Source organism: Brevibacillus sp. BC25 (genome assembly GCF_000282075.1).
GTDB lineage: Bacteria > Bacillota > Bacilli > Brevibacillales > Brevibacillaceae > Brevibacillus.
In genome coordinates, this window is record NZ_AKIX01000100.1 from 1 (window position 1) to 15613 (window position 15613).

12 protein-coding genes are annotated in these 15613 nt (G+C 49.3%); 9 read left to right on the plus strand and 3 right to left on the minus strand.

Annotated elements, in window-relative coordinates:
• The first annotated feature begins 376 nt into the window (after nt 1–376).
• The 7 genes from PMI05_RS23005 to nagA all read left to right on the plus strand — a co-directional run bounded on the left by PMI05_RS23005 (nt 377) and on the right by nagA (nt 8886).
• Nucleotides 377–1369 carry an ABC transporter substrate-binding protein gene (locus PMI05_RS23005; RefSeq protein WP_007727014.1) on the plus strand — a complete coding sequence of 331 codons (993 nt, stop codon included), beginning with the start codon at nt 377–379 and terminating at the stop codon, nt 1367–1369.
• 129 nt (nt 1370–1498) lie between these two features.
• Nucleotides 1499–3091, plus strand: coding sequence for an AraC family transcriptional regulator (locus tag PMI05_RS23010; RefSeq protein WP_007727015.1), 1593 nt, complete (start codon nt 1499–1501; stop codon nt 3089–3091).
• A 151-nt stretch (nt 3092–3242) separates the two neighbouring features.
• Complete coding sequence (locus PMI05_RS23015) at nt 3243–4298, plus strand: iron ABC transporter permease (protein WP_007727017.1); 1056 nt, start codon at nt 3243–3245, stop codon at nt 4296–4298.
• Nucleotides 4299–4300: 2 nt separating this feature from the next.
• Nucleotides 4301–5332, plus strand: coding sequence for an iron ABC transporter permease (locus PMI05_RS23020; protein ID WP_007727019.1), 1032 nt, complete (start codon nt 4301–4303; stop codon nt 5330–5332).
• A gap of 206 nt (nt 5333–5538) precedes the next feature.
• Entirely contained in the window at nt 5539–6576 is a 1038-nt protein-coding gene (locus PMI05_RS23025) for an NUDIX domain-containing protein (protein WP_007727021.1), read from the plus strand.
• A gap of 15 nt (nt 6577–6591) precedes the next feature.
• Nucleotides 6592–7671, plus strand: a complete 1080-nt coding sequence (locus PMI05_RS23030; protein WP_007727022.1) for a nitronate monooxygenase family protein — start codon at nt 6592–6594, stop codon at nt 7669–7671.
• A 45-nt stretch (nt 7672–7716) separates the two neighbouring features.
• On the plus strand, nt 7717–8886 hold the full coding sequence (nagA, locus tag PMI05_RS23035) for an N-acetylglucosamine-6-phosphate deacetylase (protein WP_007727031.1): 1170 nt from the start codon (nt 7717–7719) through the stop codon (nt 8884–8886).
• Nucleotides 8887–9410: 524 nt separating this feature from the next.
• Here nagA and PMI05_RS23040 read toward each other — a convergent pair.
• On the minus strand, nt 9411–11264 hold the full coding sequence (locus PMI05_RS23040) for an SgrR family transcriptional regulator (RefSeq protein WP_007727033.1): 1854 nt from the start codon (nt 11262–11264) through the stop codon (nt 9411–9413).
• A 148-nt stretch (nt 11265–11412) separates the two neighbouring features.
• On the opposite strand from PMI05_RS23040, the gene PMI05_RS23045 reads away from it, so the two are divergent.
• Nucleotides 11413–12633 carry an MFS transporter gene (locus PMI05_RS23045; RefSeq protein WP_007727040.1) on the plus strand — a complete coding sequence of 407 codons (1221 nt, stop codon included), beginning with the start codon at nt 11413–11415 and terminating at the stop codon, nt 12631–12633.
• On the opposite strand, the gene PMI05_RS23050 is transcribed toward PMI05_RS23045, so the two are convergent.
• Nucleotides 12623–13003, minus strand: a complete 381-nt coding sequence (locus PMI05_RS23050) for a VOC family protein (protein WP_007727041.1) — start codon at nt 13001–13003, stop codon at nt 12623–12625. The two genes, PMI05_RS23045 and PMI05_RS23050, sit on opposite strands and share 11 nt — an antisense overlap.
• 98 nt (nt 13004–13101) lie before the next feature.
• Between PMI05_RS23050 and PMI05_RS23055 the strand changes: the two genes are divergently transcribed.
• Nucleotides 13102–14028 carry a serine/threonine-protein kinase gene (locus PMI05_RS23055; protein WP_007727043.1) on the plus strand — a complete coding sequence of 309 codons (927 nt, stop codon included), beginning with the start codon at nt 13102–13104 and terminating at the stop codon, nt 14026–14028.
• Here PMI05_RS23055 and PMI05_RS23060 read toward each other — a convergent pair.
• Nucleotides 14009–15613: VWA domain-containing protein (locus PMI05_RS23060; RefSeq protein WP_007727047.1), on the minus strand; the 1605-nt coding region annotated here is incomplete at its 5' end. The genes PMI05_RS23055 and PMI05_RS23060 overlap by 20 nt on opposite strands.

The window sequence follows — 15613 nt, forward strand, 5'->3', positions numbered from 1 at the left end:
CGGTAGTTGCTTGCGAAGCGGATGGACTGCATCCCATGAGCAAGCTGCCAGTCAGTATGAAGATTCCTAGTGTTCCACTTATGTTGTGCATGTGTTTCATTTCCATTTTCCTCCAGTAGTCGTTTGAATCTGCTTGCTTTCAATGATAATCATTATCATATATAGTTTAGCAGCTCAATGGACAAACGTCAGAAAGCCATCATTGATTTTGTACAAAGGGAAGGATTTCACACGGACAGTTGTGGAGTTTGGACAAAAAATAATGGAGAAAATGCATTGTCAGATGGCGAGGAAACACATATGATCAGGATGCAAATAGTGAGAATGAGTATCAATTCGATAATCATCAACAGATGATGCGAGAGAGGGTAAAAAGATGGTAAGAACGGTTCGAAATGCAGGACTGGCATGGATGGCATTATTATTGATCATGATGCTCGTGTTAACTGCGTGTGCAGAAAAAGCAGCGGAGCCAACATCCACTGAGCAGAAAGCATCGACAGAGCAACCAGCATCGAAAGAGAACACAACTGCGAAAACCAAAGTGGTTAAAGACGCCTATGGCGATGTAGAAATTCCGGTAAAACCAGAACGGGTAGCGGCGATTTATCAGGAGGACTTCTTGACAGCACTGGGTGTAACCCCGGTTGTCCAGTGGTATCACCCGGCGTGGGGCAAACAGGATTACCTCGGTCTGGACGTGCCGCTTTTTGATATTACGGGAAGTATTGAAGCGTTACTTGCAGCCAATCCAGATATCATCATTGTGGATGGCTACGCTGATCCCAAGAAATACGAGGAATTCAGCAAGGTAGCTCCTACGTACAAGCTGCCGGATGAACTCCGTAACGACACGATTGGAAGACTCAAGAAAATCGCCGAGGTGCTAGGTGTTCCAGAAAAAGCAGACGAAGCGATCCAAAAGTATAATGAGAAAATTGCGGATACCAAGGCAAAGCTTGAAAAGGCGATTGGCAACGAAACGGTGGCCGTCATTCGTTTGAACGTGGGCAATAAGCCGAATTTGGCCCTCTTCGGAGATGGCAATGTTTACACAGGCATGCTCTATAAGGAGTTGGGACTTACGCCGTATTCAGCTGCCAAAAATCAAGAAACGCACGTGGTATTATCAGAAGAAGCCATCCCGGCTATCGATGCAGACCATATCATTGTGTTCCCGTCGAACGGCACGTGGACTTCCGAAGAAAACAAGGATGCGCTCAAGATTTTGGAGAGCCCAATCTGGAAATCTGTTCCTGCTGTGAAAAAAGGTCATATCTACCCAATGGAGCGGACACATTGGCAATCCGGTGCCATGCTGGCCAATATGAAGAAGGCAGACGACTTGGTCAAAGCGTTTGTAAAGTAATCGAATTCAGTTGAGAAAGCGCGTCATTTCTGTTGATGCGCTTTCTTTTTTATTTGTGGAGCTTGTCGTCGGGATGTTTACTCATTATAATATTAAATGATAATCATTCTCAAGAGAAGGGTGAGGGAGATGAATAACGAAGCATCCGGGGCCAAGCTATCTCCACCATCATTTTTCGCAATGACAGCCATCCAAAAAGTAAATGTGGAAAGATGGCAGGAATATCAAGAGCTGGAAGACTACACGATGATTGTAGCAACAGACGGAGAAGGGCTCATTGAAATCGAATCATCGACATATCGGTTCACGCGGGAGCGTTGCTGGATTGCAGCACCGCGTCAGAACGTTCGGATCAGTTGCACGAATCACGTTCTCGACTATTATTATCTGACTTTTCGTGTCGTCCACACGGGAGATCCGACGAAGGAACAAGCTACCGAGGATTTTTTCTGTATGGGGGAGTTGACCTGCACGCCTTTTTCACGTGTCGTTGAATCGATTGCGGAGATTTACAAGCATCGCGATGCGACGGAGGCGCTGCAACGATTTTATAATCACGTGCGGTTTGAGGAATTGCTATGCGTTTTGGCCCAGCAAAATGTGCCAGGCAAAACTAGTTTGGACCCGAGGCGAGCTGTTGAACGTTCGATTGCGTATGTAGAGGAGCATTACCAGGAGCAGCTGACTGTAGAGCAGTTGGCAGAGGAAGCGCATGTTGCACGTTGGCGATATACACAGCTCTTTAAAGAAATGACGGGACAACTACCACTTGATTACATCCATCATCTGCGGATGAATCAGGCGAAGCAGCTACTGCTCATGACAGGTGATCGGATCAACGAGATTGCCCAAAATGTCGGATTCAACAGCGAGTATTATTTCAATCGTCGTTTTAAGCAGAGTGTAGGCATCGCGCCAGGAAAATATCGCAACATTCATCGGGATGATTTACGAGTCGTCTCTCTTTATATGGAGGATTATTTGCTAGCCCTTGGCATTCGACCCGTCGTTCAATGGGCGCATACATATTGGGGGCAGCAGGACTATTTGGACCTACATGATGTACCGGCGTACGATGTGCTGACAGATGACGTGCAGCTCTTGTCCAGTCGTGCCCCAGATGTCATTATGCTTCGGGAGTGTACAGGCTGGAAGGCGGATGTGTATGCCAAATGTACACGGATCGCCCTTACATGCGTAATTCGGCAGTTTGGTCCTGAGTGGCGAAAAACATTGCGCACCCTCGGTGATCGGTTGGGCAGAAGTGAATTGGCAGAGTGGTCAATCGAGCAGTATGAACAAAAAGTAAGAGCTGCCAAAAATGGAATGGGACGCAGTCTCAAAGGGCAGAAGGTAGCCTTCTTGCGCATCTCGGCCGATCAAATCCTCGTAGAGAAAAACTACACATCGCAGGTGTTGTTTCAAGATTTGGAAATGGAGCCAGCCCCGCTGGTAAAAAAACAATTTGCCAAGCAGGTGAGAGAAGGGGTATCTTGGGAAGAGTTGTCAACACTGGATGCCGATCACATTTTTTTCGCCTTTGACAAATGGCATCAGGGAAAACCAGATGCCGAACAGCTACAGCTCGACCATCCCGTGTGGCAAGCGCTTCCTGCTGTCCAAAACAAGCGGGCATATCAGGTGGATTTCATGACCTGGATGAATCACGGTGTGATCGCCAACGGAAAAAAGGTCGATGATGTCTTGAATGTATTAGCGTAAATGTACAAAGAAACAGTCATGACCGTCTCTTTGCAGCGCGTTTGTCCATTGACACTGTTTTCATACATCGCCTAAAATTCTATTATGATAATAAGAATCAATATCATCAAAAACAACTCAGCTCCATACTAACGAAAAAAAGGTGGCACGTATGAGTCAACACGCACATTCTCTGAAAGAGGGGAATAACGGAAAGTCGGTTGCGTTTCGCTCTCGCCCTTGGGCAGCGACGCTAATTTTGACCGGCGGAGTTTTCGCATTAATACTGGGGATGTTTTTGTCTGTGTCATTTGGAGCAGCCGACATCCACTTTGCTGTCGTATGGGAAGCTATTTTTCAATTTAATCCTGATATTACACAACACCAAATTATTCAGGAGATTCGTTTGCCGCGTCTGCTCGGCGGTGCAATGGTCGGAGCCAGCCTCGCTGTTGCAGGTGCCATCATGCAAGGGATGACACGCAACCCGCTGGCGGATTCCGGATTGCTTGGTCTGAACGCAGGTGCCGGATTTGTTTTGGCTCTCTGCTTCGCTTTTTTCCCGGGTCTGCCGTTCATGTACCTGATTCTCTACAGCTTTTTGGGTGCTGGCGTCGGGGCAGGTATGGTTTACGGGATTGGTTCCTTGGCAAAAGGCGGCTTGACTCCGGTGCGCCTCGTTTTGGCGGGTGCTGCATTGACCGCACTATTGTCTGCGTTAAGCGAAGGGATTGCTCTTTACTTTAAAATTGGACAAGATTTGGCCTTCTGGTATGCAGGCGGTGTGGCGGGAACCAAATGGTTTCAGCTCGAAGTCATGTTCCCGTGGATTCTCGCAGCGCTTATTGGTGCCATGATGTTGTCGCGTTCCATCACGATGCTCAGTCTTGGAGAAGATGTTGCGAAAGGATTGGGGCAGCGCACGGCGTTAGTGAAACTGGCAGGCATGATCATCGTTTTGATTTTGGCTGGATCAGCAGTCGCCGTTGTTGGGGTAGTAGGTTTTGTTGGGTTGATCGTTCCGCATTTGACCCGCTTTTTGGTTGGGGTCGATTACCGATGGATCATTCCTTGCTCAGCCATTTTGGGCAGCTTGCTCGTCGTTTTCGCTGATTTGGCAGCAAGAATGGTAAATCCACCGTATGAGACGCCGTTAGGGGCACTTATTGCGCTAATCGGTGTACCGTTCTTCCTTTACTTGGCGCGTAAAGAAAGAAGGGAGATGTAGTTATGCAGCATATTGTTTCCCATTACCAAGCCCGCAAAAGAAATAGAGCCTTTGCGGTTATGATGATACTCGCTATCCTCATTTTTATCGCGTTTATTATCAGTATGAATACAGGCTATATACGATTGTCACCAAGCGATCTGCTGATGACGCTGATCGGTTCTGGAACAGACAAACAAAGCTTGATCTTGTTTGAATTCCGCTTGCCGCGGATTGTTATTTCCCTCCTGATTGGGGCAGGACTTGCCGTATCCGGATGTATTATACAAGGGATTTCCCGCAATGCATTGGCTGAACCCGGTATTTTAGGGATCAACGCTGGTGCTGGCTTGATGGTGATGCTGTTCATTTCGTTTTATCCATCAACGTCTGCGGCACCTGTTTTTTTACTGCCAGTGTTGGCTTTGATTGGAGCCAGCGTGACAGCAGGGCTGATCTTCGCATTATCTTATAAAAGACACAAGGGATTGTCTCCGACCCGTATTATTTTGACGGGAATTGCAGTGGCGGCTGGGATGAGTGCTGCGATGATCGTCTTGACGCTGAAGCTGAGTCCGGACAAGTACCAGTTTGTGGCGACTTGGCTCGCCGGTAGTATCTGGGGGACCAACTGGAAGTTCGTTCTTTCGTTGCTGCCTTGGATCGCTATTTTAATCCCTTATGTTTTTTGCAAAGCACGTGTGATGAACGTGCTCAATTTGGGAGAAGAGTTGGCAAAAGGCTTGGGTGCACCCGTTGGCAAAGAGCAATTGAAGCTGCTGGCTGCTGCAGTCGGGCTTGCCGCTTCCTGCGTGGCAGTGAGTGGAGGCATCGGTTTTGTCGGGTTGATCGGTCCGCATTTGGCCCGCAGACTAGTGGGGCCAAAGCATGAGATGCTTTTGCCTACATCAGCGCTGACGGGCGCGCTATTGGTCATCGTGGCTGATACTATCGGACGCTGGATCATGCAGCCGTCAGAGATTCCGACTGGTATCGTTGTAGCCGTTATCGGTGCTCCGTATTTCTTGTACTTGCTGGCACGTTCAAAAGCATAGTTTCGCAAATTGTGGATTTGGCGAGCGTTTTCCCGTCTAGGTACGAGGGAAGCGCTTGTTTTTGTATAGGGTGAAGTGGGGGAACAGGCAATTTGGGAATTGAAAAGAGGGAAATGTTGGAGGACAATGGGGAGAAGAAGCAACCGCCTTGTGTTTGTTATAATAACAGCATGAGCATGTATCGGGACGAGAAGGAGTAAAGGCATATGATCGATCGATTAGACCACTTGGTTTTGACGGTAAAAGACATCGAAGCAACCTGTCACTTTTACGAAAAAGTCCTGGGAATGAAGGCTGTAACCTTTGGCGACGGCAGGAAGGCCCTGCACTTCGGCCAGCAAAAAATCAATTTGCATCAATCTGGACAAGAATGGGAGCCAAAAGCGATGCATCCAGTCGCAGGCTCCGCTGATCTGTGTCTTGTCACATCGCTTCCACTGGAGCAAGTCATCCAGCATATTCATGCATGCGGCGTCCATATGGTGGAAGGACCTGTTGAAAAAACGGGCGCCATCGGGCCCATTCGTTCGGTGTATTTGCGTGATCCGGACCATAATTTAATCGAGGTCTCCGAGTACTTGCCACAGGATTCAGGGGCGGATTCCCTTGCTCCTGCCATCAAGGAGATTTCTAAGAGATTGCAAGAACGTGACCAAGGGACGAGCGGGGCATACAGTGTCTTGCTCCCGCTCGTCAAAATGGCTGACAACCAGCTAGGCATTTTATTTGAAAAAAGAGCTAGCACCATGCGGCGACAGGCGAATGAGGTTTGTTTTCCGGGAGGGCGAGCTGAGAAGAGTGACGAATCCCGTTGGGCGACGGCTGCTCGGGAAACAAGCGAGGAGCTGGGTATTCCACTTGATCGGATTCATTATGTAGGCGAGCTCGATCAGGTGATTGGGCCAGGCTCCTCTATCATTACGCCCTTTATTGGATACGTGGAAGGAATTCCAGAGATGAAGCCGAATCCAGACGAGGTCGGAGAGGTCTTTATCCTTCCACTTGATCGTCTATTGGCAACACAGCCAGCGAAGTATCTTTCCTCTGTCATGACCGAGCCCGAAGAGGATTTTCCTTATCATCTGATCCCGGGTGGCAAGCGATATCCGTGGCGAACAGGGACAGTCGAGCATTTGTTTTACGAGATGGAAGGGCGTGTCATCTGGGGGTTAACCGCCCGGGTGTTGGCTCAGTTTCTTGAATGGATTCAGAGCGACGACCAATCAACGAGTAAACAAATATAGAGGAGTGGAATAACCATGTGGACAAACAATCCTATCACTTCCCGTTTACATTTGAAATGGCCGATTATTCAGGCGCCAATGGCAGGGGGAGCGACCACACCTGCGCTGGTAGCCGCTGTCTCAGAAGCAGGGGGACTCGGAACGCTCGGTGCGGCGTATATGTCTCCTGAGCAGATTCGTGAGGCGATCAAGTCCATTCGGGCGCTAACGGACAAACCGTTTGGCGTGAATCTGTTTATTCCCGAAGATTTCGATGCCGACCAGCCGATCGCAGAAGACGTTGCACAGGCAATGAATGATGTGCGAGATCGATTGGGCATCCCGCACAATCCGCAGGTAAAGCAATTTACAGAGCCGTTTGCTGAGCAGATGGCTGTCGTCTTGGAGGAACAGCCCGCCGTTTTCAGCTTTACCTTTGGTGTTCTGGATCATCGCTTGATGGCAGAGTTGAAGCAGCGGGGAATCACTGTCATCGGAACAGCGACAACCGTTCGCGAAGCGATTGCATTGGAAGTGAGCGGAGTCGATATGATTGCCGCCCAAGGAAGCGAAGCAGGCGGGCACCGTGGGTCCTTTTTGCCGGATTCGCCAAGCAATATGATTGGAACAATGGCGCTCGTCCCGCAAATCGTGGATCGGGTCAGGATTCCCGTAATCGCGGCTGGAGGGATCATGGATGGGCGGGGGATCGCAGCAGCACTCGCGCTCGGGGCACAGGCGGCACAGCTCGGAACGGCTTTTCTGACGTGCAAGGAGAGCGGAGCACATGCCCTGCACAAGAAAGCCATTCTGGCAACGCGTGAAGAGTCTATCGTGATGACACGTGCGTTCTCTGGAAAATGGGCAAGGGGCATTCAAAATGAGTTTATGACAACACTCGCCCCACTTGATCCCGAGCTCCCGGCTTATCCGGTACAAAATGCCCTGACCAAAGACATTCGAGCCGCTGCGGGCAAGCAGCAGCAAAGTGCGTACATGTCGATGTGGGCGGGACAGGCAGCTCCACTCAGCCAGGAAATTAGCGCGAGTGAGCTCGTTGAAAAGCTGGCAGCGGAGACGACGAGGATTTGCAGCAATCTGGGGCAACCCCAGTAGAATAAACGCGCAAAGAAAGCCACGTTAAAGACGGAGGAAATCAAATTGAACCAGGAATACGCTCTCAAAGGGAACCTTGTCGCAGATGGACAGGAATTGCATAATGGTCTCGTAGTCGTGGGAAATGGAACGATCACCTATGCTGGCAAGGCAGATGAGTATGGAAAAGCTTTGCCAGATCATGTGGTGATAGTAGAGGATGGCTGGATTTGCCCTGGATTCGTCGATATGCACATGCATGGGATTGACGGATACGACACGATGGACGGGACGCCGGAATCACTTCAGGCCATCTCGGCTGCACTTGCACGGCATGGGGTGACGTCTTTTTTGGCGACGACGATGACGGCTCCTTATGATCAATTGGAGCAGGTGCTGGTAAACATCGCGCAGAACAGCAGGGAAGGGCTTCCGGGGGCACAAGCGATCGGCATCCATCTGGAAGGTCCATGGATCAATCCTCGTTACAAGGGAGCGCAAAAAGAAGAAAACATTGCGATACCCAAGCTCGATGCAGTGCAAAAGCTTTACGGACTATCAGAAGGTCTGATCAAGGTCGTGACGATTGCGCCTGAACAACCGGAAGCACTTGAAGCGATTGCTTGGTTAAAAGAACGCGATGTCATCGTGTCTGCTGGACATACAGGAGCTACGTTCGCCCAGGCGACGGAAGCGGTAGATGCGGGCGTGCGCCATTTTACACATTGCTTCAATGCTATGACAGGGCTGCATCATCGAGAGCCGGGCGTAGTGGGCGCCGCGATGTATCATGAGCAGTTGAGCACAGAGCTGATCGCAGATGGCATCCATGTACATCCAGCAGTCATGAAGATTTTGTATCGGGTCAAAACGGCTGAACGGCTCGCGCTCGTCAGCGATTCCATGCGGGCAGCCGCGATGGGCGAAGGGACGTACGACCTTGGTGGGCAAGAGGTTCACGTTCAAGACAATCAGGCGAAGCTCGCTGATGGGACGCTTGCCGGAAGCATTTTGACGCTGAATCGAGCGGTCGGCAATATGGTGACGTTGAGCGGCGTCTCTTTGCCAGATGCAGTGGAAATGGCTTCTCTTACACCAGCAAGCATCCTTGGCTTTGGCGAGTGTAAAGGACGTCTGGCGGCAGGGTATGATGCAGATATTACGGTATTGAATTCACAATTTGACGTGACCATGACGTACGTTGCGGGTAAAGAAGTCTATCACCAGTCAAAATAGTTTCTTAATAGAAAAAAGCAGTCCAAGGTCGCTCTTGGATTGCTTTTTTTAGCATGAAAGAATAAAGATGTCCCCGAACGGTTGTGGTCGGGGAGAAGCCCTGCCACATGTTTTCCAGTCGCCTATATCCTCACTTCGTTCGGGCGGTCTCCTTCCAAACATGCGGCAGGGCTTCCGTACAGCTTTTGGCTTCTTCGAGTATTACCCCGATTTAAAGATCAACTCAGGGTGGCTTTCATAACAATCCCTTAACGATCACCTTCCTGGATGACCTTTCAAAATGTTATGAACAAAAAGCCGCGTGGGAAGAAGTGCATTTCCAGTCCAAGCGCCTCTGGAGCCCGCCCCAGCGTAGGAAAAAATGGCGGGGAATTTCAGCTTCACTCATGGACTACTTCCTCGAAACTTCTACGTTTGAAGCGCTCCCGCCATTTTTTCCGAAGCGGACGGTGATACCCCTTGTGGGGCGGAGGCCGAAGCGTAGACTGGAAATGCACTTCTTCCTCCACGACAGCTCCGTCTCGTTACAACTGCTGCTGCAACGCATCCGGTTGAAACCATATTTTATGAAAGTCCAGCCAGCCCGACGAATTGATCGACACGCCTCGTAGAGACTTGTGGAACGACGTAAAGGTCTTTTTCTGAACCAGATACAAGACAGCATGGTTTTCCTTGATCATGGCTTCGATCCTGGCGAGATGGTGTTCCCGAGCAAGCCGGTCTGGCTCCTGAAACGTCAAGCAAATCTCCTTGTTGATGGCCAAAGCCAATGATTCATCAAATGCGGGGAGAAGGTAATTTCTTTGCAAATACATCTCCAACTCGCTAATTTGATCGCTGCTAAACACATTGCCGTACAGCTGGCAGTCATGTTCGGGCAAGCAATCGCGATTCGAAAATTCCCATGGTTCTCTCACGGCGACTTCCAGATTAATGCCATAATCGGCGCATCGTTGTTGAATCCATAGCGCGTCTTCTTCATGATAGGCTGTGGTCACGAGACGCAATGTTTCTCCCTGATAGTCGCTTTCCTGTAGCAGGGACATGATTTCAGTATGGCAGAGCTGCTTGTTCTCTCTCGCTCTTACCTCCCTTAAAACAGGGTGATACGTGCGGAAGCCTTTCGCCGGATAGATGCGATCACCGCCCAAGTCGGCAATCATTTGATCCCGATCAATCAGTTTATCAAGCGCCTGACGAAACTTGAAATGATTGTGCGGCCCGCTCTTCCACTGGTTAAAAACAAGCAAATTACAACAGGAAAAAAACGCCTCCGTATCGCACCAGTCCTGACCATCCTGAATGACTGCTTCCTTCAATGCTTGTGCTTTCGTCTGGACCCCGTGCGACACCATCACAGACGCCCAATTTGGTTCTTTTAGGCGGCCCATGTCCAGCTCGGGGAAGATCAAGATTTCCACACGATCCAGCTGCGGTCTTCCCAGAAAATGAGCAGGAAATGCCTCCAAAATACAGATCCCCTCGTCAAGACGGACCAGTTGAAATGGCCCCGTTCCAATTGGCTTTTCTCCGAAGCCACCCTCATCATTGCGCACGATTTCCTCGGGAACAATGCTAGCAGGAATCGTCGCCAGCAGCCGTAGCAACAAGTAATTTGATTCTTTTAGCAGGATGCGCACGGTTCTGTCATCAATGGCGATGAGCTGATCTATGTCACGAAACATCCAGCTTGCTTCATACGTGTCTGGATGCAAGCGAAGCCGATTCAGAGAAAAAACAACATCATGAGCAGTCAGTTCCCGTCCATGGTGAAACAGCACGTTCTTTTTCAAATAAAAGGTCCATGCTGTGGCATCGGGACTGCTTTCCCACGAGTGGGCGATGGAAGGTAAAATCGAACGACTATTCGGATCATAATGGACGAGCGTATTGAAAATTTGTCCTGCCAGATGCGCATCGAAGTGGTAGTAAACCAGACCGGGGTCCAGCGTCACAATCGTGCGGTACACCGGAAAGCGGATGATGTCTTGGGACCGGTTCGATACTGAGTGGCTGGAGAAGCCCATTTCTTCCGAGAGCCAATCCATGATCTGGTCTTTGACGGCTGTTTTGCCGTAGCGATTCATGAGCTCCATCGCTTCTTTGACGTCGCCCTTGTCTATTTGCAGCTTGACCTCGACGAAGAGGATTTCATCGGAATCAGCATGAATCGTCATGACCGAGACATTCCCTCGCCCGAGTCCCGCCTTCCATTCGACCCAATCCAGCTCGACTAGCTTACGGACAATCAGCTTGGCGTAGCGAGGCGTACAGTGCCAAATCCCAGCCAGCTTTTCGATGGTGACAGGGAACGGTTTCCCGATTTCTTCTTGATGAAAAGACGAACGAAGCTCTAAAAAATGCAGAACGGTAACCATGCTGGCCCCCATTTCTCAGATAAAAATGCATGCTCGAAAAGGTGATCGGATTCAATCAAATCGAACCCTTTTTCCCCTTTTTCTAGTTCCATATACTGAAGATAACACGAGAGATAACAAACGGGAATGGGAAAGAGAGATGGGGAGAATGAGATTTCATCCGGTGGCATGGGGTGTCATTATCGGAACGTTTTTGTCACGCACAGGCTTTTTTATGACGCTTCCGTTTTTGGGCATTTATTTAGGAAAGGTAAAAGGAATTGATCCGGCGATCGTTGGCTCGATCCTCGCACTCAGCTTGCTGGTCGGAACGATTAGCAGCTTTGCTGGGGGAGCACTATCAGATCGATTGGGCAGATATCCTGTGATGATTACTGCGATGGGAGCTTGGAGCATCGTCTTGATCGGATACGTTTTTGCGACGGAGACGTGGATGTTCTTTGTTTTAAGTGCCTGTAATGGCCTTTTTCGAAACGTATTTGAGCCGACAGCCCGCGCCCTGCTGGCGGATGTCACGTCGGATGAGCAGCGGGCAGCTGTTTTCAATGCCAGGTATTTCGCGATCAACTTGGGTGGAGCAATCGGTCCGTTAATCGGCTTGCAGCTAGGTGCAGGAAGCACATCCTTGTTGCCGTTCCTAGTCACAGCCATCATTTTTGCTGTGTACGCAGCCATACTGGTGGTATTTATGGTCATGTTCAAGGAACGGCTGAAGAAGGACGTGGCTGCTGAGCCGGTCACCATGAATCAGATGGCACGCATTGTTTTTACAGACAAAGTATTTCTTTACTTGTTGCTCGGGAATTTGTTCGTCGCTGGTGCCTACTCACATCTGGACACCACACTCTCGCAGTACATTGGGCATGATCGAATAGAAGCGTATTCCTTTTTATTTGTAGTGAATACCATCTCGGTTTTAGCACTTCAATATCCGCTCGCCAAATTTATGAAGCGGTACTCATCGATGACCGCATTGAAGCTGGGCTGTCTATTGTTTGGACTGGGGCTGTTCGGTTTCGGGCTATTTACGAATTTGTTCTGGCTCTCCGTATCGATGGTGGTATTTACGATCGGCGAAATCTTGTGCTTTGTCGTCGGAGATATCCTGATCGGGGAGATCGCTCCCCAGCATTTACGTGGAGCGTATTACGGTGCCAGCGGCTTTGCCTTCCTTGGACAGAGTGTTTGTGCCTGGATCGGCGGGGTGTTGCTCCAGGTACTCGGTTTTGGACAAGGGCCGCTCATCTTCGCCATCCTCATGCTGTTGACCTTTATCGCGCTTCCGTTCTATCAGCACGGCCAGTACTTATGGGATCAGCGGCAACATCAAAAGAAAAGCTGTGAAAAATCCTCACAAGTTATGATTTGAATATGTTCTTCTGAATGACTCCCCACATGTTTCCGCTCGGGTCAAAAAACTTGAGCACCCATCCGAAGCCATCGTTTTGGTAGTGGGTAATCGAGACTTCATGGGCCAGCAAATAATCATGAAGTGCATGCACATCGGAAGTGGTGTACAAAAAGACAGGCATGGGTTGATGATCAACGGTAAAGGTTGTGGACGTCTGCTCATCCGTTTCCCATATCATCAATGTGGGCCCCGCTGACAGGGCAAGAAAAGCGGAAGTACGATACCGCGCCTGTAAGGAAAAGCCAAGGTGATTGCAGTACCAGACAATGGCCTCTTCCAAATTTTTCACGGGAACTTGTACGTGAAGCAACGACTCCAAATGTGCCATGATCAATCATTCCCCTCTCCATACTTTTTCTTTATATTGCCATAATCCCCCATCTTTCGTTATCATTTTTTGAGAGGAAAGATAGGGGAGGCCATGACATGGGACAGGTAGAGCGGGAAAGAGGTCTGAAAAAAGGCACGATCTTGCAAAAAGCTTATCGGATCAAAAAGACCATTTCCACAAGTGAGCTATCGAATGTGTATGTGGTCTACCATATGAAAAGCAAGCGGACACTCATTCTCAAAGAGTTTTTCCCTCAAGCATTGGCGATGCGAGATTTGGATCACGTGAAGGTCATTTGTCGCAGACCATCGTTACAAACCAAATTCGACATGCTGCTAGATAGCTTTTGGCAAGAGGCGTCCCTACACAAAGAACTGAATCATCCAACTATTATCGGATACATCGACCATTTTGCCGAAAATGGCACAGGTTATCTCGTTGTGGACTATTGCAAAGGGAAGACACTGGATGCGTATGTATTAGCCCAAGCCGAGCTTGATCTGGGAGCATTTTTGTATCAGACGATACTTCCGGTATTTGACGGATTAGACTATTTACACAAAAAAGGCATCATTCATCGAGATATCAAGCCCAAAAACATCTTAATCACCGAAGTTGGCCAGCCTGTGCTGATCGATTTTGGCTCCGCGATTTACTTCGAGAAGGATGAACCCAAGCCGATTGTGACGACAGAAGGATATTCACCGCTTGAGTTTTACTCGGGTCAATCCAAGCAAGGAGTATTCTCGGATATTTACAGCCTGGCTGCCACGCTGTATTACTGTCTGACCAAAGAGCGTCCCGTTGATGTGGCGGCAAGAGTGATTGAGGATCGCTTGCCACCGATTCGAACGATCAACCCTGAGGTTCCGATGCTGCTGGCGAATGTCATTATGTGGGGATTGGCCGTCGACTCGAAAAAAAGATGCCCCACACTCAAGCTGTTTGCGACAGCGATTCGTGCAGAGCATCTGATTTGGAAAGGAAAGGCGAGCTTCTCTCTTAGGAAGCTTCCTCACTAGACGATTTCTTAAAGCGAATTTCGATCTCGGTCATCCTATCTTCGAAGGTCACATACACCTTGTCGTTGTATTGGAGGACGAGCTTTTTATGTCGGGGCATGGTTTCCTTGCCCCGCTCAACTGTGCAGTGACTATGATTGACCAGAAGCAGCGTCTGATTTTTTCCTGGCTGGAAGTAAATCTTCTGCGCTTCGGGCAAATGCTCATTCACATCCAAACTGGTGAACAGCTCCTGCAACGTGATCCGCTGTTTCTTGCCAAAGGAGGCGAGAGGCCAAAACTTGACAGGGATGTCGTGACCGCTTGCCGTGTGCAGGAAATACCCCTCCAGACGACCCACAAAGGCAGGCTTTGGACGTGTAAGCAGGTAAACACCGTAACCGATCGCAGCTACGAGCAACACAATCATGCCGATGGTGATGTAGCGATCCCATACCGAGTGCACGGTAATGACGAGCGGGCCTGTGACGCTTGCTCCTTCCGCATCCGTGGCGGTAATGCTGATTTCTGATGTGCCACTTTTCTCTGGTGAAAGCTTCAATGCCGCGTCTTGAATCGTAGCGACGAATCTTTCGTCCGGATCAGCGGTGACGATGGTATAGGTAAGCTTGTCGTTATTGGCGTCCGTGAAGAACGAACCCAAATCGATAGCCTGCTCGCCGTTTTCCTTCTCGATCGTCAAGGTATTGACCGAGGCAGCAACTGGCGCGATATTCGTGATATCAAAAACGCTCGAAGCCGTCTCGCGATAAAAGTCCGGGCCGTTCATAAAGATTTTCCACTCGTACTTGCCCGTGTGAGGGAAGACGTAGTCGACCGTAAAGCTATCGCCAAGATTCTTCATCGGAATCTTTTCTTCTTTTTTCCCCGCGAGATCGTTTACGATCAGTTCTGCTTGCATGGATGCGTACACATCCTTGTCATCCAGTCGTTTGCCACCCTCCAGATGGTGGAGATAGGTAGTAAACGTAGCAGGATTCCCCTTCATAACTGGTTCAGGCTTGACCTCTACACCAGCCATCAAGCTGTAATTCCCCAGTAAATTGATTTTCACCAAATCCCCGGGTTTGCCTCTAAATTTAACGAGATAGTTTCCCTTCTTCGGCTTTTCTATTTTCATCAGCGAGTATTTTTTAGATTTCATAAAATGCACATTTTGCGATTGATAGTACACTTGCGATTCCAGCAACGGATTGTTGGACAACAGGATGATGTTCGCTTCCTGCATGCTGGAGTTAGGAATGGTCACGGTTACTTCCTGCAAGCCCCCGGTAGCTGTTATGGCCGCTACCGACACGAGTTGCGATTGAATATGCTTGGCAAAAATCTGATTGAAGATTTCGGGCAGATCATCCGTACTTTGTGTGACAAAGGAAGTTCCACCTGTTGCCTCTGTGATTTTTTTCAATTGATCCTTTTGGACGGAGCCATCGCTATTGAGGCCAATCGTATAGATCGGATAGCCTTGCTCTTTTGCTTTCGAGATAGCTGTCTCTACGTCCTTGTTGGATGTTGCCACACTCCTGCCACCCGCATTTTGCCGCAAATCTGTTCCCCCGTCTGAGAGAAGGATCAAAAATGGCTT

What these genes read in the sequence shown, in the direction of transcription:
- PMI05_RS23040 (WP_007727033.1), bottom strand. Translation starts at nt 11,264, where the DNA reads ATGGTTACCGTTCTGCATTTTTTAGAGCTTCGTTCGTCTTTTCATCAA.
- PMI05_RS23010 (WP_007727015.1), top strand. Translation starts at nt 1,499, where the DNA reads ATGAATAACGAAGCATCCGGGGCCAAGCTATCTCCACCATCATTTTTC.
- PMI05_RS23005 (WP_007727014.1), top strand. Translation starts at nt 377, where the DNA reads ATGGTAAGAACGGTTCGAAATGCAGGACTGGCATGGATGGCATTATTA.
- PMI05_RS23020 (WP_007727019.1), top strand. Translation starts at nt 4,301, where the DNA reads ATGCAGCATATTGTTTCCCATTACCAAGCCCGCAAAAGAAATAGAGCC.
- PMI05_RS23050 (WP_007727041.1), bottom strand. Translation starts at nt 13,003, where the DNA reads ATGGCACATTTGGAGTCGTTGCTTCACGTACAAGTTCCCGTGAAAAAT.
- PMI05_RS23055 (WP_007727043.1), top strand. Translation starts at nt 13,102, where the DNA reads ATGGGACAGGTAGAGCGGGAAAGAGGTCTGAAAAAAGGCACGATCTTG.
- PMI05_RS23015 (WP_007727017.1), top strand. Translation starts at nt 3,243, where the DNA reads ATGAGTCAACACGCACATTCTCTGAAAGAGGGGAATAACGGAAAGTCG.
- PMI05_RS23030 (WP_007727022.1), top strand. Translation starts at nt 6,592, where the DNA reads ATGTGGACAAACAATCCTATCACTTCCCGTTTACATTTGAAATGGCCG.
- PMI05_RS23025 (WP_007727021.1), top strand. Translation starts at nt 5,539, where the DNA reads ATGATCGATCGATTAGACCACTTGGTTTTGACGGTAAAAGACATCGAA.
- PMI05_RS23045 (WP_007727040.1), top strand. Translation starts at nt 11,413, where the DNA reads ATGAGATTTCATCCGGTGGCATGGGGTGTCATTATCGGAACGTTTTTG.